Genomic DNA, 21,322 nt, shown 5'->3' on the forward strand with positions numbered 1-21,322 from the left:
CCTAAAGCCAATAAACGGGGAATAGAGTTTAATTTAGCGGTTAATGCTCCTTCCTCTCTGCCTTCCTCTAAAATATCTTGATAGATGACTGATTCTCTCATAATGTCACTCCGAAGGATTTTTTTTATCGTCTCTCGATTTAATACTAACCCGGCGAGAATACTGGTAGCGGCAGCGAGATTGCTTTGCACCCGTTTTTGAGAGATAGTTTCTAGAGAACGGGACACCTGACTTAACACCTGTTCGGGGTCATCAGTATTGCTGAGAACGGCAAAGGGTAATAACTCATTGTTCGCTTAATTTTTTAAGGGAAGGGTTTTAAAATTGCTGTAACCTTTATCCTGTATGCTTTTTAGCGAATAAGGCAAGCGGAACATGCCGAGATTGCTATCGCCAATTGGTTCGTTCAAACCCTAGGTATTTCTACAAAATGGAGACGCACCGGGTTGAATCTCCCTATTGGGGATTGTTTGGGACAGCAACAATCAAAATACTTCTGATTTGCGAGCGACTTAACCTGACCGGAAAGATATCTGTATAATCTAGACCAGCTGCTCTAATGCCATAATCAATTTCCACTTGGTTCAATAAATTTTGATTGAGAGGCCATTGTCTCATGTCTCCACCTAATGCGGGACCATTCACCGGATTTCTAGTGCTTGCAGCCGTATCTGAAAGCATTTGATCGTGGGTAAAGGCTAACACTCTATCCAATAATTCATCGTTGGTATAAGTGAAAGCATGATCATCGCTCATGGGATTGATCATTTGAAAAACGTCACATCCTTCGTCTAAAACCATCGCTTCTTCCGCACCGAATCCATCGCTCATAATTAAGGTAATCCCTTCTAGGGTATTGCCGATTTTTGCCGATAATCCCGAGGAAGCAAAACAGATAATTCTTTGACCGGACATTCCCAAAATTCCGAAAGGATAGATGCTCTTGGGAAAGTAAATTTCTACCGTATCTCCTCCGGGGTAAGGAAAATATTCTCCTGCCCGACGCGGAGAAAAATTAACTTGTTTAAAGTTATTTCGCGTCAATTCGTCAGCGACAGCAGGATCACCCAGATTGATCTGCAGAAAACCGCCGAGAGGATTTAACTGAGTTTCTACGATAATCGGTCCGTTTAAAGCGGCACGCCTGGCATTCAAATCGCCGTAGAGTTGATATTCCCCCAAGTTAATTTTATCAATACCCTGCCTCCTAAAATTCCCCGCACAGGGAATTTGATAAGGCAGGCAAAAAATATGGCGTACATCTTGGAATCGATCGATAGCAGTAAATAGGGGAACCACATCACCTTGTTGAATAATAGTTTTTCCCCCTAGGGCAAACTCTAAAAATGGGGCGATATTATGTAAATCAGGATTGTATCCAGGTAGCGGTCTTAAAAAAGCATCATATTTGCGGGCCACCTTCGGATCCTTAATCTGTATTATATTTGCGCCTCCAGCCATAAACCTTAAATCCAAAAATTCATAACGATGGCCGAGGTGTGTAGCCATAGCATCACACCATTTGACCAAACACCGATAGATGCGCTGATTGATCGGTTCTTGATAGCCTCCGGGGAGAAACATTCCACATAATTGATTTTGCAAGGATTTTATGTAGTAATTAGGGCCAAGATAGGCAAGATGCCACGGATTCATCGTTAGATCCCCGCAACCTTGGGCGCCAATAATTAGCCAATCCTGTCCTCGCTGAGCGCAGAATTCTTTGAGATGATGATAAAGTGTCCAAGTACCCGCTCTCTGCTCGTAAGCATTGGTCGTAGAGTCTAGGCCAGGAATAGCAGTTCGAGTAAGTCGAGGAAACATTATATCCTGCACTGCATGAGGATCCTGCATTCTGGGGGAGGTTATACCATCTCGTTGAATGCCGGGGCCTTTTTGATAGTCTGGAGTCACGGACACAAAGAGCTGCTCTTTTTCCGTGTCTAGAGTCAAAGAACCAGTATTAAAAACTTGATGTTTCACCATAATACCCCCTGCTTGTCTAGGTGTGGCAGTTGCCGCTAGACAAGTCAATTAGCCCTAGGCTATCTGTTTTTTAAATCTCAACCTCGCTGACCTAAAGGGGAGTGGGGCTTTATATTTTTTTCCTGAATCTATCAGAAAGCCTAGCATTTATCGTATTACCATACCTAAATTATAGTTCCCTGGAGGAAGTCAACCCTCGTCTCAATCCTTAAGAAATCCTCAAGAAATCCTTTCCCCACTCTCGTTTCTGAATTGCCAAGAATTGCGTTAGAATTAAAGAAATATTACAAGTGGTTGACAAAAATGAGTAAGCCTGATAAAAAAGCCATTGCCCTCCAGTTAGAAAGTAGCAATTCTAAAGATCGTCTGCTGGCCTTGGCATCCCTGCGAGAAGTGACCCCGGAGGAAGCTGTACCCTTGATCAAAAAAGTCCTTTATGATGAAATGCTGCCAGTGCGATCGATGGCTGTCTTTGCTTTGGGAGTCAAACAAACCGAGGAATGCTTTCCTATCCTAGTGGATTTGTTAGCCAATGATGCCGATTATGGCATTCGCGCCGATGCTGCGGGGGCCTTAGGTTATTTAGAAGATATTCGCGCTTTTGAACCCCTACAACGGGCTTTTTACGAAGACACGCAATGGTTAGTCCGCTTTAGTGCCGCCGTCGCTTTGGGCAATTTGGGCGATATTCGGGCTAAACAGGTGTTATTATCGGCTCTCGATAGTAACGAAGCGGTTATTCAACAGGCCGCTATTGCCGCTCTTGGGGAAATCAAAGCAGTGGAAACCGTCGAGAAGCTTTTAACCTTTGTTAACTCCGATGACTGGTTAATTCGGCAGCGATTAGCGGAAGCTTTAGGCCATCTTCCGGCGGAAAAAACGATCGCGGCCTTAAAATTTTTGGTCAAGGACGAACATCCGCAAGTGCGCGAAGCGGCCCGTTTATCCTTGCAAAAATTGGCCCACGTCTAGGGATAGGATAGAATAAATAATCTATTCTTCCAAAGCGATCGATCTTTGCCTACAGCCATTCATGGACATTCAAGAATTTATTAATCTCTGTGCGGGTAAATGGTTTTCTCAGCGTACCAGTTATCAATTAGCCGCCCAAAAAGTTGCCAATAATAAAGCAGAAATCACCATCGATTTGCTGGCTGCCGATGCTGCCGATGTGGTGCAATTATGTTTAGAAAATAACTGTCAGTCCCAGGCCAATCTAGGGGGATGGAAAGCGACTTGGGATAATTCCGTGGACTATGGACAACCGAAAAAAATCGGTTCTAGCTATTTAGTTTGGCTACCCTCAGAGAATTCTTGGCAAGGAAAATTAATCAAATCGGACGGTAAATCGGCAGCGCTGGGAGAATATCATCTCAGAAGCGATCAAGCTTTAACTTTAACCATCGAGGATAATCACCATCGTATCGAAGAAAGAATCTGGTTTGCTAGTCCTAATCTGAGATTGCGTACCAGTATTATCCAGTCGGCCAATGGCGATCGCCAGACGGTTTTCTATTCGGAAATTCGCAAAATGGTTGCTTCTAAGTAGCTGCCATCCCCAATCTCTGAGGTGGGGAAGACAGGGTTAATCTTCCACCACTCCAGTCAAATCCTCCTAACGTCGGCTGCGTCTGCTGCTGCCGAAACCACTGCGACTAGGGGTACGACGGGAACCGGAGGAACCGAAACTAGGAGAACGTTTGACATTATCAGATTTACCCGAATTCTTCAGGGTACTGGAACCATAACCGGAACCACTGGGTTTTGTGGTGGTTGTGGTGCTGCGATTGGGACTAGAGGAAGTATTACTGGGATAACGACGTAAATTGCCAGTAGAACGGAGAGTTTGCCGATTTTTGACCGCCGGGGGTGGACTATTATGTTTAGTCCGGTATTGATCTACTGCCTGATTATAGGTGGAACCGTGACCACCAAAACCGGTCATCACACCCCCCGGAGTATAGAGGGGAGGAACGTAATATTGAGGACGAAAGAGCAAACTACCCAAAGCTTGACCAGCAACAGCACCAAAAAAAGGACTCCAAAAACTCGATTCTTGCCGAATCACCACGGTTTCCTGTTGTCCGGTTTGAGGATTGTTCCGCACTTCCGTGACATTATGGACATACTCGATTTTAAAATCTTCGGTCATGTACAGGGTAGCCTGATCACCGTTGATTTCTACTGCGGTTTTTTCCCCTTTAGCGATAGCTTCATCGCTTAATCTAGCCATTTGGAGGTTAGTGCTGCGAAAGAGGGGAGAAGTCCCCGCAGGGGTGTTTAACAGCATTAAGGTATAAGTGCCATCTCCGTCATCGTAGGTAGCTTGTTGCACCTCGTAGCGACCGCTACTAACCTGATTGGATTCTTGTCTTACACTGCTGTTATTAGCTGACGGTGACTGAGTTTGATTTGATGAGGAACCACAGGCCACCGTTGTGCAACAAAGGGTAAGAATTAAAAGGATTGTCGTTACTTGGCGCAGCATAATGGCAAAATTAAGACTATAAAGGCAGCAATTCGGGGAAATTGAGTAATAGCTGCTCATTGGTCAATTCATCTCCCAATTGAGCAGGAGAAAAATGTACCTGAATCGCGCGCAGCCGACCTTGGTAGTGGAGGTTAATTATTGATTTTAAACCATCTTCCAGGGCCTCTCGATCGGCTAGGCTAGTTTCTAAAGCAGCACTCTCACCCTCGAATGCTATTGTGATCATAACAACTAAGTTATCGGTGACGGGTAAAGTTAAGGGTTCCTTTTCCCCCACTTCCAGAGACACCGATTCACTTAGGTATCTGGCCGCGGAATCGGTAAACAGTTCGTTAAGGTAGTCTCCCGCTTCCCCCTCATTCCAAAAAACATCGCCCTCATTAGCTATAGAAAACCAATAGAGGTTCATCTGCAGCAGATTTTGACAAATTTCTACTAAACCCTCTCCCATGACCTCTAAATCGCCTTCGGAATCGATCGCTTCCCGGCCGGTACGATTAAGAATACCGATCAGCGGTGCGATTTCTTGGCCGTAGAGATGCAAAAATAAGCGACAGACCACATAGCGAGTTTTACCCGCAAATTTCTTGAAGCGATCGCCTAAAGAACTCATAATCTATCCAGTGATAAAGTAAACAGCCAAAAAAGCCCTCAGCTTTTATTTATTTTGCCATTTTCTAGGCTCCTATGCCTTGATACCCTGTTAGCAGTCTATAATGACTTAGAATCCTTTTGGTGTGAGCAAATGGCTGTCCAACTGCAACAAGCTTTAGTGGTTGCTTCCTATATCTTGAAACAGCGTCTAGCAGGAAAAAAGCGTTTTCCCTTAGTTTTAATGCTAGAACCCCTATTTCGCTGTAATTTAGCCTGTACTGGCTGCGGTAAGATTCAACATCCCCCGGAAATCCTCCGCAATCATCTCACCCCGGCAGAATGTTTCGCAGCGGTGGAAGAATGCGGGGTTCCCGTGGTTTCCATCCCCGGGGGCGAGCCGCTTTTACACCCACAAATCGGTGAAATTGTCAAGGGGTTAGTGGACAGAAAAAAATTCGTCTATCTCTGTACCAATGCTCTGTTATTGGAAAAAAGCCTGGATAAATTTACTCCTTCACCCTATCTTACCTTTAGTGTCCATCTGGACGGTTTCAAAGCACATCACGATCGCTGTGTGGATCGGGAGGGAGTATTCGATAAGGCAGTACAAGGGATTAAAGCGGCGAAAGCGAGAGGTTTTCGGGTTACTACTAATACCACGGTTTTTGAAGGCACAGAGCCGCGAGAAATGCAGGAATTTTTCGATTTTCTCGCTACTTTGGGTATCGATGGTATGATGATTTCCCCCGGTTATAGTTATGAGTGGGCCCCGGATCAAGATAGTTTCTTAAAACGGGAGCAAACCAGAGCTTTATTCCGAGAAATTCTCTCACCCTGGAAATCAGGCCAGAAAAAGTGGAATTTTAACCATAATCCTCTCTTTCTCGATTTTCTCATCGGTGAACAAGACTATGAATGCAGCCCTTGGGGTAGTCCTAGCTATAGTCTTTTAGGATGGCAAAAACCCTGTTATCTGCTCAACGAAGGACATTACAAAAGCTTTCGGGAACTTTTAGAAGAAACCAATTGGGATAACTACGGTCGGGCCAGTGGCAATCCTCAATGTGCCGATTGTATGGTACATTGCGGCTATGAACCGACCGCGGCCATGGCAGCTTTTAAACCGGCTAATATGAGACGTGCCATGCAGAGTTTAATCGGAGTCTAATCCTAAACTGATTCTAACCAGACGGCGGGGACTTGACTAGGGCGATCGGGTAATTGCATCCATCCCATTTCGCACAGACGAATTACCGAACTTAATTTTTCTACCAAAGCGGGATCGAAACGAATCCCGCTATAATTTTGACAGCGCTCTAGGGCCTCTCCTAAATCTAGAGCTAGTCGGTCGCCTCGCGGTTGAGTTAATTCCTGAAAATAGGCTGATAATCCTAAAATTCTCGACTCTAGGCTGATTTCTTCCCCTTTTAAGCCGTTGGGAACACCGCTACCATCCCAGTATTCAAACTCATGGTAAATAATCTGTTGAATTGGAGCTAATTCGGGCATAGTGGCGAGTAATTGTGCGCCTAACACCGATCTATCCCGCCAAAATAACGCATTTGCTCCCTCTAACTGACTGGCACGCTGTCTAAAAACTTCGATCGGAGCCTCCGCTAGACCGATGCGGTATAATAAACCTGCTAATCGTAAGCGTCGTAATCTCAGGGTGGGTAAATCGAGCAATTGTCCCAACATTTCCGCTAAAGCAGCCACCTGTAGGGAAGCAAGGGGATTATCAATATCTCTTTCATCGACTTTTTGAGCCATTCTGAGAAAAGCTTGCAGTTTATTCGCGGCCAAATTTTTATTTAAACGGGATGCTTGTCCTTCTAAGTCGCTTAATTCTCGCGCTTGTCTGCTGACGGTGACTAACTGCTGTTGACTGGTTTGCAGATAGGTGACAATGCGAGAGACTACTCCCGTTAAATCCGTGGGAATGGGATTAATATTTTGACTAATTTCCTGCTGTTGTCTGCTTAAATCGGCCGCTAGACTGGGATTATAAGGATGCAGACGCTCAATTAAGATCCTAGCGGCTTTTTCGACTAAATCGCGATCGAATGTCCATAAACCGTAGAATTTTCGCTCCGTGTCTATTTGGGGTTGACTATCGGACCGGTATTCTTCCGGGGATAACTCATGACAGAGTACCATGGAGGCGTAATCGGGGGAAAGAATGATTAAATTCCACTCATTAACCAAACTATCGCTATTATCTAAGTTCACTAGCGAAACATTCTCTAAACTGCCGGTTTTATGCTCAGAAAAACCACTATCGGCCACGGCGGCGATCGCAATATGACGAGAAGAGCGAGCGATATCTAAATAGCGCTCAGCTTCCTGTAAATACCATTTTCCCTGTTGAAAGGTGACTAAGACCAGTGGTTTATTTGTACTATCTGGGCTGCTAGTTTGCAAGATATGATCTTCAAGAGCATGACAGAGGGCCACAAGGGTATTCTTAAAATAGACCCCGTAACTGCTGGGTAATCGTCCCGATGAAGCTCTTTTTAACTGTTGTAAGCTGGATTCTACGGTCATAATTTCCGAATATTAGGGGGTTGGGGAAATGGGGAGAAGGGAGAGGGGAGAAGGGAGAATAAATAAAAGCAATCTCCTGTCTCCTGTCTCCTGACGACCGGCTCCTGACTGCCTCAAAGGGGTTTATTCTACCACCCAGGGAGTGATTGCGGGAGTCCAATTAGCTAATTCCGCATCGCTAAACCAGAGACTAACTTCATCTTTGGCCGTATCTGGACCATCGGACCCATGGATAAGATTGCGTCCGACACTAATGCCAAAATCACCGCGAATCGTACCAGGTTCAGCATTGAGGGGATTAGTGGCGCCAATAATTTTTCTAGCGGAGGCAATTACTCCTTCTCCTTGCCAAACCATGGCCACCACGGGGGAGGAGGTAATAAAATCGACTAACGAACGGAAAAAGGGTCTTTCCTTATGAACAGCGTAGTGTTTTTCCGCTAATTCGCTAGAAACCTGCATCATTTTCAACCCAACCAGCGTAAAACCTTTAGTTTCAAAGCGTTGAATAATTTCCCCCACCAGATTGCGCTGCACACCGTCGGGTTTAATCATTAAGAAAGTGCGTTCCATACTGCCTCTTAAAATTTAGTCATCGAAAAATTGCGTCCGAAACCCAGATTAACCCGGAATGGCATCCTAGAGAATGGCAGAGTTTTCGCTTAAATTGCTGAGTTAGCTTGCTGTCCGATTTAGCTAACCTTGATAGGGTTTGGCCAACTTTCCCGCGGCAATTAAGCTAAGGCTAAATCCTTTGAGTATAGGCTACTTATCAGGACAGGCAATCATGCAAAAGGAGGAATAAATAATCAGTTTTTAATAACCGGATTTAGGATAAGACGCATTTAAAGTGGGTATTGTTAAGTTAGCTAAAAAAGCGGATAACCCTTGCTGTTCCCTGCCTGCTGCTCCGCTACTCCCCACTGTACTATACCTTTTAAACAGGATTGAGGATCAGATGTGTCTCCTGACCCAGCAATTCTCATTTTAAAAGGTAACAAGTGATACAGACAGAAATAAAGCTTTAAGGAGATAAATACTTAGTTAATTTTCTTTGATTATATAGCGTTTCCCAATCTCATGAGGTACACCAAAATCTTAACTCCTGAATCCCGAATCCTGACTCCTCAAAACCTAAGACTCTGTACCTCACAACTATGGGAATTGCTATAAGTATCTAAGCACAATTAATTACACATCTAAGCCACTACTCCGTCAGACTTCTGATGTGAGGAAACAGTGAACTGAAAACTCAAATCCGATCCCTAACCTAATAGCTGTATCCCGTCTCGGAGTCTCCTGTCTCGGAGTCTCCTGTCTCGGAGTCTCCTGTCTCGGATTCAACTCTACAAATAGCTGAAATTCCGACATAATATGATTTTTTTGAGGAATAATTTTCTCCACCTCCTTCCCTTTGACATTTTCAACTAGAATTTACTTTTCTTAGCGGGACATATTCTGTCAGGAATAAATTAGGAAAATAATGCACCTAATCCTTAGAACTTAGCCAATATCCTTAACAATAGGGTTAATTCAGATTAAACAAAAATTAACTTTATCTGGTTCTTCGTTAGGTAGTATGCTAGGGAATTTTTGCTTATCCTGAAAACCTTATCGGTCAAGTTAGGTATTTTTGATGGCATAACAAGTACCGAAGAATCCAGAAAACCTAATTATCCTAGTCGTTGATTCTGTTTTCAATTCTTATCCCCTAGAAAAAATATGGTAAAAAATGTCGTTTCTTTTTTTTTGTTACCGTTGACCAAAATTCTAAAACCTCAGGGATAAAACTCATGATTGAGATTAATGATTATGAAAAAAAATACTCTTATCTGGTTAAACTTTCCTCTATTTATGTGAAGGGAAGATGGTGAGCAAATTACTGAATCAAAGGAGAAGGGAGATGGAGTTTTATCCTTTGTACTAAAATTACCAATAGGCAGTTTAAATGCAGTACAGCTTATTAACAACTCTAATTAATCTTCTATTAATATAACTTCGGTTGACGGAATTGATAAACATCAGCGATCACCTGTACCCAACCATTAGCAACGGATTCTAATAATCGATCGCCTTTTTCTTTACTTGCATTAGTAGCATCTCCCATCACTCCACTTTTAGTTAATTCCTTAGTTAACCAAGCAAAGGGTAATTTTCCCTCCATAGTTAACAAACTATTTTCTGGCAAACCTTGAGGATATTCTCGGACGGCCCGCTCAATTTTTACCTGTTCTGGCAGTAATGATAACATAATGCTAGTTTCCACATCTCCTGCATGAATACCGTATTCTAATTCATATTCCGAGAATAATTCAGCCGCATTGTGGGGAACTCGCCAAGTGAAAAAAGGAAATACTAAAAAATCGGGATATTGTTGATGAATATCCCTAGCGGCAATTTCCATAACTTGCGGTTGCCCGCCGTGGGAGTTCATTAATACTAACTTGCGAAAACCCGAACGATAGAGACTTTCAGCTATCTCTTGAATGAGGGTTAATAAGGTTGCTGCCGAGAGGGTAATCGTGCCGGGAAAAGACCAATGTTCGTTAGATTTTCCGTAGTAGAGACAGGGTAAAGCGAAAGCGGCGATGTTTGTATCTAATTTCTCGAAAGCTTTGCCTAAAACCCCTAAACTAATGGCAGCATCGACGGCAATAGGTAGATGGGGTCCGTGTTGTTCGATCGCACCGATGGGTTGAATAATTACCACATTTTCCTTATCTGGCATTGAATCTATATCTGTCCAAGTAAGATAGGGAAAATAACGATGTGGGGGAATAAAACCGTGCATCATAATTTTATTGGGGGTGAGGGATTATGCTTGGGGAAAAAATTACTGTTTATATTGTAATTTTATCACTAATTCTTGGCAAGGTGGCCAATCGTCAACTATCGAGACTATGGAGAGCATCAAGAATACCTATAGGGCCAGACGAGGAAAAAGAAAGAGTCGAAGCGGAGCGAAAAATAAGCGTGGCAGCATTGGCCAAGAACAAAACCGCATCGGAAATCAACCCTTGTCACCGAAAAAGTTTTCCAAGAGATTCCCCCTGACAAAAGAAAAACCGACCCTTGTGACAAGGCAAAAGAATTTTGTGGACATCAAGAGTTGAGTCAGAAACTAGGAGCAGATTTTTATTTTACTACTCCTTATCATTCTTGGGAAAGAGGATTAAACCCAGGGTAAGAGCATCTTAAATCCTTGACAAAATGAACTTTATGTGGTTTTCTTCCCCATACCCCACACCCCAACAAACTTTTTGCCGCAAACCCTATGTAACCCTAAAGTTTTATTTACCTTCTCCTACTACAGATTGATAAAATCTTTCTAGACTTTCTACAGAGGTTCGATCGTTAAATACTGTATCGATATTCACTTTAGTATAATCTTTGATTGTTTGTCGCCATTGATTATCTAAACCTAAACGGATAGCAATTTCAATATAGTGATTTTTATCCGTAGCAATTGTCTCGGTTATGCCTAATTTTTTCAAGATAGCATAGGAATGTCGTCCGCGCATAAATTCCCCTGGACAGGTAACAGCTGGAAGCTGACAGGCAATTGCTTCGAGGGTGGTATTTCCTCCCGACCAACTTAAGTTATCTAAATAGATGTCTGCTAATAAATTAAGCTGAAAATAATCATTTTGTTCTAGCTGTGGCATCATTACCCCGTAATCTTGCCAATTGAGTCCATACCTATTAAAAGCTTGACTTAATCTCGACTGAAAGCAATGGGTCACAAATTCGCTACGATGGCAGATAAAAATAAATTGGCTGTTGGTAACTTGTCGAGCAATTCTAGGAAAAATATCGTCATTTTTTGGCATATATTTAAATAAACTTTGACAGTTTAAGTAGATGATTTTATCCTCGGCTAATCCCATCTCTAAACGAGTTTTCCTCTGGGGAGGAAGGGAAGGTTTGGGATAGGCAATACCTAAATTAGATAAGCGAATTAATTTTTCACTGTAGTGATTATCTCCCTCCGAGGGTTCCATTAATTCACTGGAGATAAAATAATCAATGGTTGGTAATCCTGAGGTGATTGGATGGCCCCAAGTTACACATTGTACTGGAGCTAAACGCAATCCTGCTAGTTGGGTAGTACGAGCATCCATACCAATATCTAAATAAACCAGAATATGTAACTGATTATCTAAAATATGTTGGGCAATTCTTTCCATATTAACTAAATTATCAAACTGATAAAAATAATCACTTTGCTCTTGATATTCTCTCGTAAAATTATCGAAGGTGTTATTAATATCTATTCCATAACAATAAATTTCAAATTGCTCTCGATTTCGCCACTGCAACCATCCTTGAAAGAGTTTCGCTACCGTGTGATGACGCAAGTGAGCAGAAATATAGCCAAGGCGAATTTTTCCCGTAGGCATGGTTAGGTTTTTCACCCAATTAGGAAAGTTAACCGAGGCAATTTTATAAACTAATTCTCCATATTTTTTTTGTAGTTCTAAATCATTTTTGGCTTGATATTGAAGATAAAAATTAGTTCTTAATCCAATACTTTTCCAAGCCTCCTGTTGTTGATTAGTACTGGTTAAATCAAGATTGGACAAGATATTATCTAACCGTTTCTCGTAGTTTGATCGATATAGCATAATATCTGCTTGAGTTGTGTAAACTATCGGCATTAACCGCATTAATTCTAACTTCAAGGATGGGTGATCGGGAAGATACTCTAAAGCTGATTTAGTTGCTTGAATTGCCACCTCGATCGGATAATTATTTTGTAGTAACCAAATTAGGCGCAAATGTAAATCAATATTTTCTGGATGATAGGCAATGCCTTTTTTATAGACTTCTAAAGCTTGTTTTTCTTCTTTAAGAATGAGATGGCAATGGGCGCAATTTAAATAAAAATTGCTGTCCTCTATTTTAATTGCTAATAATTTTTGATAATAGTTTAGTGCTAATTGATAGAGTTTTCTTTGATAAAAATAATCACCTGAGTAAATATCGGCAATTTGTTGGTCAGCTTGCAGGATTTCCCAAAGGGAGAGATTTTGACTAATTTCTCCTCTATCTCCTGCCAGTTGTTGGGCCGTTTTATAAGCATTTTTTGCTTCTGTCCAAGCTTGTTTAACTAAATAGACATTGCCTAAATTGATATAAAAAGGATAAAAATCAGCCTGGTTATTATAGCGGTGTGCAGTCGTATGAGGTACAGTGTCACGAGCTATAAACCATGCTAGGCAAAGCTTGGTCTGTATCTCACTCAAGCGCTTACCGCTATAATTCCCTGCTGATAGAATTTTTCGGCTGACTCTAGCTGACCTAATCGATAAAATAAATTGCCCAGTTTATTATAAGCATCGACAAAATTAGCATTGAGATCAATCGCTTTTTGATAAGCTGATAAAGCTATATCTAAACGTGATTGTTTTTCTAGCACCATGGCCATAGTATAATGATATAAGGCTTGATTTTCCTCTAATTTGATGGCTCGTGCTAAACAGGTAAAAGATTCTGTTAGTCGGTTAATTATATAGTATAAGTATCCTAAATCGTGCCAGATGTAAGCTAATTGTTCACGCCAAGATAAAATTCTTAAGTAAAAGTCCTCAGCTAAAGTATATTCTCGCCGATTAATTGCCTCTTGCACCTCTTGAAGACAGGAGTTTATCGCAGTCAGGGCATAATTTTCTATCTCTTCATCCCCTTCTATTTCCTCTAATTCTAGCCACTGAAGATAGATTAATTTAGCTTGGCCAAACTGCCAGCAATCGAGATTTCTAATTATCTCTTTTTTGAGGAGCATAATTAAATCTTGACTAGACTCTGATTGTAATAGCCAAAATAACCAAATTTCTTGCGCTGTTGCTTGCTGCTCTAGCAGCAGATAAGCTAATCCCAGATAGGGATAATAATCAGTCACTTCCGGATGAACCGCGAGCGCTTGTTGACAAAATAACAATAACTGATTATAGTCTTCCGATGCTAACATTAGCTCGATCGCTTGTTGGTGATCGCTGTTGATCATTATCTTTCACTCTCGTTGCTCTCATTCCACAATACCCTCGATCGAGCTTCGGGTAACATCTCGGGCTTATTGAATTTTAATAGCGATAGATTCGAGGATTTATTAGCCCTATTAAGGCAAAAAATCCTCATTTTGCTGGGATTGTCTTGAATTGACTGCTCTAGTAAGGCTAATAATTTCTCGCACAGATAAGAATTATTCTCAATAGCTGTACAATAGGAAAAGACAACTTTGCCACGAATCGAGCAATGAACGATAAAATAACTCGTAGAGTCTTTCTAGGCGCGGGAACAGCCACCTTAGCGTTAGCAGTGGGTCAATTAGGGAAAATAAACGAAGTTTCCGCCCAAACTAAACAATTAAACCTCTATTCCGCCCGTCACTACAACACCGACCGACGATTGTATGACAACTTCACCCGACAAACGGGAATAAAAATTAACCTCGTGGAAGGGGAAGCGGACCCATTAATCGAACGGATTAAAAGCGAAGGCAGCAATAGTCCTGCCGATATACTCCTGACGGTAGATGCGGGGAGACTATGGCGCGCCGACCAACAGGGAATTTTTGCCCCCGTCAATTCCCGCATTCTTACCCAAAGAATTCCCGCTCATTTGCGTCACCCCAAAGGTCACTGGTTTGGGTTTAGTAAACGCTTGCGGGTAATTATGTACAACAAAGACAGAGTTAACCCCAGAGAAATCGATTCCTATGCAGATTTAACCAATCCCAAATGGAGAGGAAAAGTCGTCACCCGGTCATCCAGTAACATCTATAGTCAATCTTTTACCGCTTGGTTAATCGACATCCAAGGGGAAGCGGCCGCAGAAAAATGGTGTCGAGGATTAGTGGCTAATTTTGCCCGTCCACCCCAGGGTAATGATAAGGCACAAATCGAAGCTGTAGCCGCAGGAATTGCCGATTTAGCCCTAGCTAACACCTATTACTTAGCGGGGTATGCCGAAGAAAAAGACCCGGCTAAACGGGCAATTTATGACCAAGTAGGCGTAATTTTCCCCGACCAAGCAGGCCGCGGCACTCACGTTAATATTAGCGGTGGTGGTTTAATTAAAACTGCCCCCAATCGAGAATCGGCAATTAAATTTTTAGAATATCTTTCTAGCAATGAAGCACAGAACTTTTTTGCTAAGGGTAATCGAGAATATCCCGTCGTTCCAGGGGTTGCTTTAGACCCTTTCCTAGCAAAACTCGGACGCGGGAAAGAAGATACAGTTAGCGTGGCTAATTATGGTCCTAATTTAGCCAAAGCGGTACAGGTAATGAATCGCGCTGGTTGGAAATAAGTTATCAGTTATCAGTTATCAGTTATCAGTTATCGAAAAAATCAGGTCTAAAACCTCGCCTTAAGGCGAAAAGTTTTTGGAGCGGGGCATAAATCCCCGTTACAAAAACGGCCTCCTGCCCCCTGCCTCCGTTAACAGTTATCAGAGTTGAGTTTTCTTTTCACTGATTACTGATTACTGTTTACTGATAACTGAAAATACTTCCCAACTCCCACTCTGCAATAACTACTGGCAGCCAGAAATACGTTGGGTTCATATCATACTTTGTGCTTTTTGTCAAAAAAACTTTTTCTTTGCAATAAAACTACACAAAAAAAAGATCATCGTTGCCAGTGAAATTGACTAATTTACCCGTCTTAATTAGGATCACCTTCTAGGTGTGGCAAGGGTTTCAACCATTGCTGCCTAAAAAAGCACAGAATAACCCATTATGAAATTCAGTAAAATCGCTGTAACCATTGTAACATCGTTGTTAAATAAAAATCTTTCTCAATTAATTTTTAAGAATTTATAAATATTGCGGAATGTTAATTTAAATATTCTCAAGTTTTTGGCATCAATCAATAAATTTTGCTTATCTTTGGCGAATATGGGGTTAGGAGTCAGTATTCTCCGAGTCAGCTTTTTTCTCCCTTCTCCCTGCTCCCTTCTCCCCTCTCCCTGCTCCAGAAAAATATTAAGTTTTGTTAAGAAGTTAGTGACAAAAGACCAGCTTTAATCTCTATTATCGTAGTAAGTGGCTTTTGACCCGAATCAAGCCGGTCAAGATAAATAGTAACTTTTGCCCATCATCAAACAACGATTGTCAGTCTAACTAAAACAGTCGCTGTGGCCATGCCCTCGTGATCAATTCCTATGTCAACCCTGGTTATTGTCGAATCCCCCACCAAAGCTCGGACGATCAGCAATTATCTGCCTAGCGGCTATCGAGTCCAAGCCTCCATGGGCCACATCCGCGATCTGCCCGCCTCCGCCGAAGAAATTCCCCCCGCCCACAAAGACAAATCCTGGGCCAATTTAGGCGTGGATGTGGAGAACGATTTCGACCCCCTCTACGTCGTCCCCAAAACCAAAAGTAAAGTCGTCAAAGAATTAAAAGAAGCCCTCAAAGGGGCCAGCGAACTGATCCTCGCCACCGACGAAGATCGGGAAGGCGAAAGCATCAGTTGGCATCTCTTGCAGGTACTCAACCCGAAAATACCCACCAAAAGGATGGTATTTCACGAAATCACCAAAGAGGCAATCCAAGCCGCCCTAAAAAATTGTCGCTCCATCGACGAAAATTTAGTTCACGCCCAAGAAACCCGCCGCATACTCGATCGCCTCTACGGTTATACCCTCTCCCCCCTACTCTGGAAAAAAATCTCCAAAGGGTTATCCGCCGGCCGCGTGCAATCCGTGGCGGTACGTCTGCTCGTACAACGGGAACGAGAAAGACGAGCCTTTAAAACCGCCAATTATTGGGACCTGAAAGCCACCCTCGAAAAGGACAAAAATCAATTCGAGTCGAAATTAGTCACCTTAAACGGTCAAAAAGTGGCAAATGGGAGCGATTTCGATGACGACACCGGCAGACTGCTCCCCGGTCGCCAGGTGACACTTTTGGATCAAGCCACCGCCGCCGCCTTAAAAGAACGCATCGAAGACAAAATCTGGCGCGTTAGCCACACCGAAGAAAAACCCACCACTCGCAAACCTTCCCCCCCCTTCACCACCTCCACCCTACAGCAAGAGGCTAACCGGAAACTGGGCATATCCGCCCGCGACACCATGCGAATCGCCCAAAATCTCTACGAACAGGGCTACATTACCTATATGCGAACCGATTCCGTCCATCTTTCCGATCAGGCCATCACCGCCGCCCGCAATTGTGTAGAACAAATGTACGGAAAAAATTATCTCAGTCCCCAACCCCGGCAGTACACTACCAAAAGCAAAGGCGCACAGGAGGCCCACGAAGCCATCCGGCCCGCCGGTAGCAGCTTTCGCCTGCCCCGGGAAACCGGACTGAGCGGACTAGAATTCGCCCTCTACGACCTAATCTGGAAACGTACCGTCGCCTCTCAGATGGCCGATGCCCGTATTACCCAGATCGCCGTTAATATTCAGGTAGAAAATGCCGGATTTCGCTCCTCTGGCAAAAGAATCGACTTCCCCGGCTTTTTCCGCGCCTATGTGGAAGGTTCCGACGATCCCGAAGCCGCCATCGACGACCAAGAAATAATCTTACCCGCCCTCAGCGTCGGTGATACCCCCAATTGTCGCAAACTAGAAGCCATTAGCCACGATACCCAACCCCCCGCCCGTTATAGCGAAGCCTCACTCGTAAAAACCCTCGAAAGTGAAGGAATCGGGCGACCCAGCACCTACGCCACCATTCTCGGCACAATTATCGATCGCGGTTATGCCCAAATGCGGAATAAAACCCTCATTCCCACCTTCACCGCTTTTGCCGTGGTTAGTTTGTTAGAAAATCATTTCCCCGACCTGGTAGATCCCAAATTTACCTCAAAAATGGAAGAAACCCTCGACGATATCGCCACCGGTTCCGCCCAATGGTTGCCCTATCTCGATCGCTTCTATCGCGGCGAAAAGGGGCTAGAAAGCCAAGTAAAAGAGCGCGAGAGTCAAATTAACTCTAGCACCGCCAAATCGGTGATTTTAGAGGATTTACAGGCAACTATCAAGATCGGCAAATACGGTCCCTATCTGGAAGTCTCCCGAGGCGATGAAATCCTCACCGCTTCCATCCCCGCCGATTTAACCCCCGCCGACCTCAACCCCGAACAGGTAGAAACCCTGCTGCGACAGAAAACCGAGGGTCCCGATAAATTAGGTCTTCATCCCGACAGCGGAGAGCCAATTTATCTGCTCGTGGGTAGTTACGGCCCCTACGTCCAGTTAGGAGATGTCAGCGATGACAACCCCAAACCGAAACGCGCCTCCCTACCCAAAGGAGTCAAACCAGAGGATGTCACCCTCGAACAAGCGGTGGGTTTATTGGCACTGCCACGACTACTGGGAACCCATCCCCTCACCGGAGGCAAAATTAAAGCCAGCTTAGGTCGTTTTGGCCCCTATATAGTTCAGGAAGAGGGTAAGGAAAAAGAATATCGTTCCCTGAAAGCCGGCGATGATGTCTTAACTATAACCCTCGATCGAGCTTTGGCCTTATTAGCCGAACCGAAAAAAACTCGCAGCGCCCGCGGTTCCACCAAACCACCCTTAAAAGAATTGGGTAAACATCCCGACGATGGGGAATCCGTGGGATTGTACGAAGGTCCCTACGGAGTTTATATCAAGCACGGTAAGACCAACGCCAAGATTCCCGAAGGAGAAACCGCCGAAACCCTGACTCTAGAACAAGCTTTAGTCGCCCTAGCGGCCAAGACAACCACTGCCAAGAAAACCACCACTAAAAAAACTACTTCCCCAGGCAGTAAAACTGGCAAAAGTAAGACGGTTTAGCGGTTAGTGGTGGGGCGATTTTCTCCATGGTTAATTCCTCGCCCTGATGCGAGGACAAATCTGGCTGGCTTTTTTGTCTTTTGCACCACTTTGAACGAGCTGCTCATATACCCCAAATTCCCTACTGTAAAGCAATCGCCATCGCTTCTTGGGGAATTTGCCGGTAAATTGGTTTTAAAAATTGTTCTATGGCATCGGATTCGGGGGCAGCGAGGGGAAAATTGCCTAAAATGTCGAGAATGGTTTGATTTTCATTCCCCGGCGTAATCACAACTAGGGAGGGATCTAGCTCCTCATCGTACTGCCAAAAGTGATCGATAGTGCTGTCGGGGGCAGTTTTTTCAACTACTGTGGGGGGTTCACTGACTGCTAAAGGTTGATTATCAGAGGAATAGGAGCGTTTTTCTCGTAAAGCTTCCAGAATTTGGCTTTTGCTTCGGCCGCGCAGTTGCAAAAGCAGGAAGGGATCGACGCTAAAACGATCACCCAATTGATAGTATACTGCTCCTATATGTTTGCAGGGGTTGGCTTGATCGGGACAGGTACAACGAGAGCGAATATCAGCTAGGGAAAAGGGAAATAAATTCACCCCACTATCGATAAAAACACGCTCGATATTATCGGGCATTTGTCCCGTGAGCAATTGAGCGGAATAAATGGCCTTTTTGGAGAGAAGCTTAATAATATAGTCCCATTCTTCATCACTAAAAGCGACTAGGGATAAATCCACTAGATAAGGTTCGGATTCACTGCCTTGTACTCTAGCAATAACTTGCGAGTCTTCAAAGTCAATACTTAAAACATTGCCTTCTCTGGCGTAAAGTCTAGCTCGTTCCAAGCGTTTTTTAAAGCGATAGGAATCGAGTAGTTCTAGCCATTTTTGTACCCACCAAGCTTGTTCTGTCATTTTTTATTTACCCTACAGCTGATCAGCTTCGTTACCAACAAAAACGCCAATTCAAAAAGGAAACACATCAGCCTTAAGAGTTGACAGAGAAAGGCTCATCAGGTATATTCTGATCTTTAAAAACAACAAATCAGACCCAAAAACGAAGCCCTCAACATTTTAACATAGAACAAAGAAACTTGCTCTACCAACTTGGTCAAGAGGTAAATTTATCTCAACGGCAAATAGCCGTCTTGCTGGGATGTCATCTATGAAGCAGAAACGCAAATTTTGAGTTTTGGGAATCGCCGTCCGTTTTACGGCGGTCAGGATGTCAAGAAACCATCTACAAAATTTCTTGGGAGAGGGGATTAAACGAGCATACTAATGGACTGTTAAGACAATTCTTTCCCAAGGGAACGAATTTTAAAATCCTTAAGCCAGAGGAGGTAAAAAGAGCAGTAAACTTGGTTAACAATCGTCCTCGAAAATGTCTTGACTATCCTATCCATAATGAGCTATTATGTGATAGCTCAGACAGTGATGAAATTCAGACTTGAATTGGCAAGATGTACACAGAATCGAGGATTTTAGGTATGAGTACGGATCACAAAAATCCACAATTAAATTGTCAGAAATTAGCAGAAGTCTTTTTATCAAATCCCTTAATTGAAGATTGCTATTTTATGGTACGGGAGGGTGAGTTAGTCGCCTATATCGTTTCCTCTGGAGCTTGGAATTCTGAACAATTGTCCTCCGATTTACAGTCTCAGTTACCGGACAATCTTCTACCTAATATCTATGTGCAAATTTCCAGTTTACCCTTAACCGATAGCGGTGATGTCGATGAAACTGCATTAAAGAATATTGAAATTATCGATGATCATCAAGTTCAGGAAACAGAAGAAAAACTACGCTCTTTGTCAGATATTGATCAAGTTGCCGCTGTCATGACTTCCAAAAAAATCAAAATTTTACCCCTACATCTATCGGACTTATTGCCCTTAAAACCAGAGAAAAAAATTATAATCAAGAATCTCAAACCCCGATTCATCTGGAGATTCACACTTCTAACACTCAAGCTGGAATCAGTCACGGACAGCTTTTAGAAGAATCTGAACTTCAGCCTAAAACCTTGGCAGAAATCCTCCAAAAAGCTGCTGAAAATCATTCAAATAAAGGGATTATTTATATTAAATCTAATGGTTCAGAAGTTTTTCAATCTTATCAACAATTATGGGAAGACGCTCAACAAATACAAGCCGGATTACAAAAGCAGGGTTTACAAGCTCACGATAAAGTGATTATTCAGCTATCGGAAAACTATGATATCATTTCCGCATTTTGGGGGTGTCTTTTAGGGGGATTTATTCCTGTTATTATTTCAGTGCCACCCAGCTATAAAGATTTTAATAATGAAATTCATAAAATATGTCAAGTTTGGCAGTTGTTAGATGAGACTATTATTATCACAAATCAATCCCGTCAGCAAGAGATAAAATATTTAGAACAATGGTTGCCTAATCAAACCTTAAGCTTGAGTTTTATTGAAGAATTAAAAACTCATTCTCCCCATCAGCCTCCTATTGGTCAACCGGATGATGTCGCGTTCTTTAATCTAACATCAGGCAGTACAGGAATACCGAAATGTATTTCATTAACCCATAAAAATGTGATCTCTCGTGCGCGAGGAACAAACATCATTTGTGAACATCAAAACGACGATATTATTCTTAATTGGCTTCCTTTTGATAATATTGGAAGTATTTCAGACTGGAATATTCGCTGTGTCGAGTTAGGATGCCAAATGGTTTATGTTCAAACTGAATATATATTAGGTCGTCCTTTGAATTGGTTAGATTTAATTGATCAATATCGAATTACCCATAGTTGGGCTCCTAATTTTGCTTATAATTTGATCCATGAAGCTTTAAAAAAAGAACCCGATCAAAAATGGACTATGATTCTTTTCGAGAGAGCGACCCCATGATGTGATATATCTGGACTTCCCCGTTGACAAAAGGCCATAACCTGTGCTGTAG

Annotated in this window: 14 protein-coding genes and 4 pseudogenes; 9 read left to right on the forward strand and 9 right to left on the reverse strand. The window is 42.9% G+C overall.

What is annotated here, in order from left to right; all coding sequences use genetic code 11:
• Positions 1-284, reverse strand: a pseudogene (locus IM477_RS15700) (hypothetical protein); the annotation flags it as partial.
• Between the two features lie 172 nt (positions 285-456).
• Positions 457-1,986, reverse strand: a complete 1,530-nt coding sequence (locus IM477_RS15705) for a hypothetical protein (protein ID WP_287732485.1) — start codon at positions 1,984-1,986, stop codon at positions 457-459.
• 303 nt (positions 1,987-2,289) lie between these two features.
• Here IM477_RS15705 and IM477_RS15710 point away from each other — a divergent pair, with 303 nt between their 5' ends.
• Together IM477_RS15710 and IM477_RS15715 are read left to right on the forward strand one after the other, a co-directional pair.
• Positions 2,290-2,958 carry a HEAT repeat domain-containing protein gene (locus IM477_RS15710; protein WP_287732488.1) on the forward strand — a complete coding sequence of 223 codons (669 nt, stop codon included), beginning with the start codon at positions 2,290-2,292 and terminating at the stop codon, positions 2,956-2,958.
• A 61-nt stretch (positions 2,959-3,019) separates the two neighbouring features.
• Positions 3,020-3,535, forward strand: coding sequence for a phycobiliprotein lyase (locus IM477_RS15715; protein ID WP_287675528.1), 516 nt, complete (start codon positions 3,020-3,022; stop codon positions 3,533-3,535).
• Positions 3,536-3,601: 66 nt separating this feature from the next.
• On the opposite strand, the gene IM477_RS15720 is transcribed toward IM477_RS15715, so the two are convergent.
• Complete coding sequence (locus IM477_RS15720) at positions 3,602-4,534, reverse strand: hypothetical protein (protein ID WP_287732490.1); 933 nt, start codon at positions 4,532-4,534, stop codon at positions 3,602-3,604.
• Positions 4,491-5,090, reverse strand: coding sequence for a DUF1517 domain-containing protein (locus IM477_RS15725; protein WP_190721670.1), 600 nt, complete (start codon positions 5,088-5,090; stop codon positions 4,491-4,493). Before IM477_RS15725 ends, IM477_RS15720 begins: the two co-directional genes overlap by 44 nt.
• A gap of 132 nt (positions 5,091-5,222) precedes the next feature.
• Here IM477_RS15725 and hpnH point away from each other — a divergent pair, with 132 nt between their 5' ends.
• The gene (gene hpnH / locus IM477_RS15730) at positions 5,223-6,239 is read left to right on the forward strand and encodes an adenosyl-hopene transferase HpnH (RefSeq protein ID WP_287732491.1); all 1,017 of its coding nucleotides are present in this window, start codon (positions 5,223-5,225) and stop codon (positions 6,237-6,239) included.
• A gap of 2 nt (positions 6,240-6,241) precedes the next feature.
• Here hpnH and IM477_RS15735 read toward each other — a convergent pair whose 3' ends face one another.
• From IM477_RS15735 to IM477_RS15745, 3 genes are all read right to left on the reverse strand, one after another.
• Positions 6,242-7,615: an HD domain-containing phosphohydrolase gene (locus IM477_RS15735; RefSeq protein ID WP_002762031.1), complete on the reverse strand. Its 1,374-nt coding sequence runs from the start codon at positions 7,613-7,615 to the stop codon at positions 6,242-6,244.
• A gap of 123 nt (positions 7,616-7,738) precedes the next feature.
• Complete coding sequence (gene ndk / locus IM477_RS15740) at positions 7,739-8,188, reverse strand: nucleoside-diphosphate kinase (protein ID WP_002780036.1); 450 nt, start codon at positions 8,186-8,188, stop codon at positions 7,739-7,741.
• Positions 8,189-9,602: 1,414 nt separating this feature from the next.
• Positions 9,603-10,409: a creatininase family protein gene (locus tag IM477_RS15745; RefSeq protein WP_002796376.1), complete on the reverse strand. Its 807-nt coding sequence runs from the start codon at positions 10,407-10,409 to the stop codon at positions 9,603-9,605.
• 170 nt (positions 10,410-10,579) lie between these two features.
• On the opposite strand from IM477_RS15745, the pseudogene IM477_RS15750 reads away from it, so the two are divergent.
• A pseudogene (locus IM477_RS15750) lies at positions 10,580-10,793 on the forward strand (IS30 family transposase); the annotation flags it as partial.
• Between the two features lie 112 nt (positions 10,794-10,905).
• Here the strand turns inward: IM477_RS15750 and IM477_RS15755 are convergent.
• Positions 10,906-13,622: pseudogene (locus tag IM477_RS15755) on the reverse strand (O-linked N-acetylglucosamine transferase, SPINDLY family protein).
• 248 nt (positions 13,623-13,870) lie between these two features.
• On the opposite strand from IM477_RS15755, the gene IM477_RS15765 reads away from it, so the two are divergent.
• Together IM477_RS15765 and topA are read left to right on the forward strand one after the other, a co-directional pair.
• Entirely contained in the window at positions 13,871-14,926 is a 1,056-nt protein-coding gene (locus IM477_RS15765; protein WP_287732496.1) for a Fe(3+) ABC transporter substrate-binding protein, read from the forward strand.
• An 855-nt stretch (positions 14,927-15,781) separates the two neighbouring features.
• Positions 15,782-18,394: a type I DNA topoisomerase gene (gene topA, locus IM477_RS15770; protein ID WP_287732497.1), complete on the forward strand. Its 2,613-nt coding sequence runs from the start codon at positions 15,782-15,784 to the stop codon at positions 18,392-18,394.
• A gap of 121 nt (positions 18,395-18,515) precedes the next feature.
• Here the strand turns inward: topA and IM477_RS15775 are convergent, their stop codons facing one another.
• On the reverse strand, positions 18,516-19,301 hold the full coding sequence (locus tag IM477_RS15775; RefSeq protein ID WP_287732499.1) for an SWIM zinc finger family protein: 786 nt from the start codon (positions 19,299-19,301) through the stop codon (positions 18,516-18,518).
• A 335-nt stretch (positions 19,302-19,636) separates the two neighbouring features.
• Here IM477_RS15775 and IM477_RS15780 point away from each other — a divergent pair.
• The 3 genes and pseudogenes from IM477_RS15780 to IM477_RS15790 all read left to right on the forward strand — a co-directional run.
• Positions 19,637-19,840, forward strand: a pseudogene (locus tag IM477_RS15780) (transposase); the annotation flags it as partial.
• 36 nt (positions 19,841-19,876) lie between these two features.
• The gene (locus IM477_RS15785) at positions 19,877-20,389 is read left to right on the forward strand and encodes a hypothetical protein (RefSeq protein WP_287732501.1); all 513 of its coding nucleotides are present in this window, start codon (positions 19,877-19,879) and stop codon (positions 20,387-20,389) included.
• A 26-nt stretch (positions 20,390-20,415) separates the two neighbouring features.
• Positions 20,416-21,270, forward strand: a complete 855-nt coding sequence (locus IM477_RS15790; RefSeq protein WP_287732503.1) for an AMP-binding protein — start codon at positions 20,416-20,418, stop codon at positions 21,268-21,270.
• Positions 21,271-21,322 lie beyond the last annotated feature (52 nt).

Origin of the sequence: Microcystis sp. M090S1, assembly GCF_020246295.1 — a bacterium.
GTDB classification, from domain to species: Bacteria; Cyanobacteriota; Cyanobacteriia; order Cyanobacteriales; family Microcystaceae; genus Microcystis; species Microcystis aeruginosa.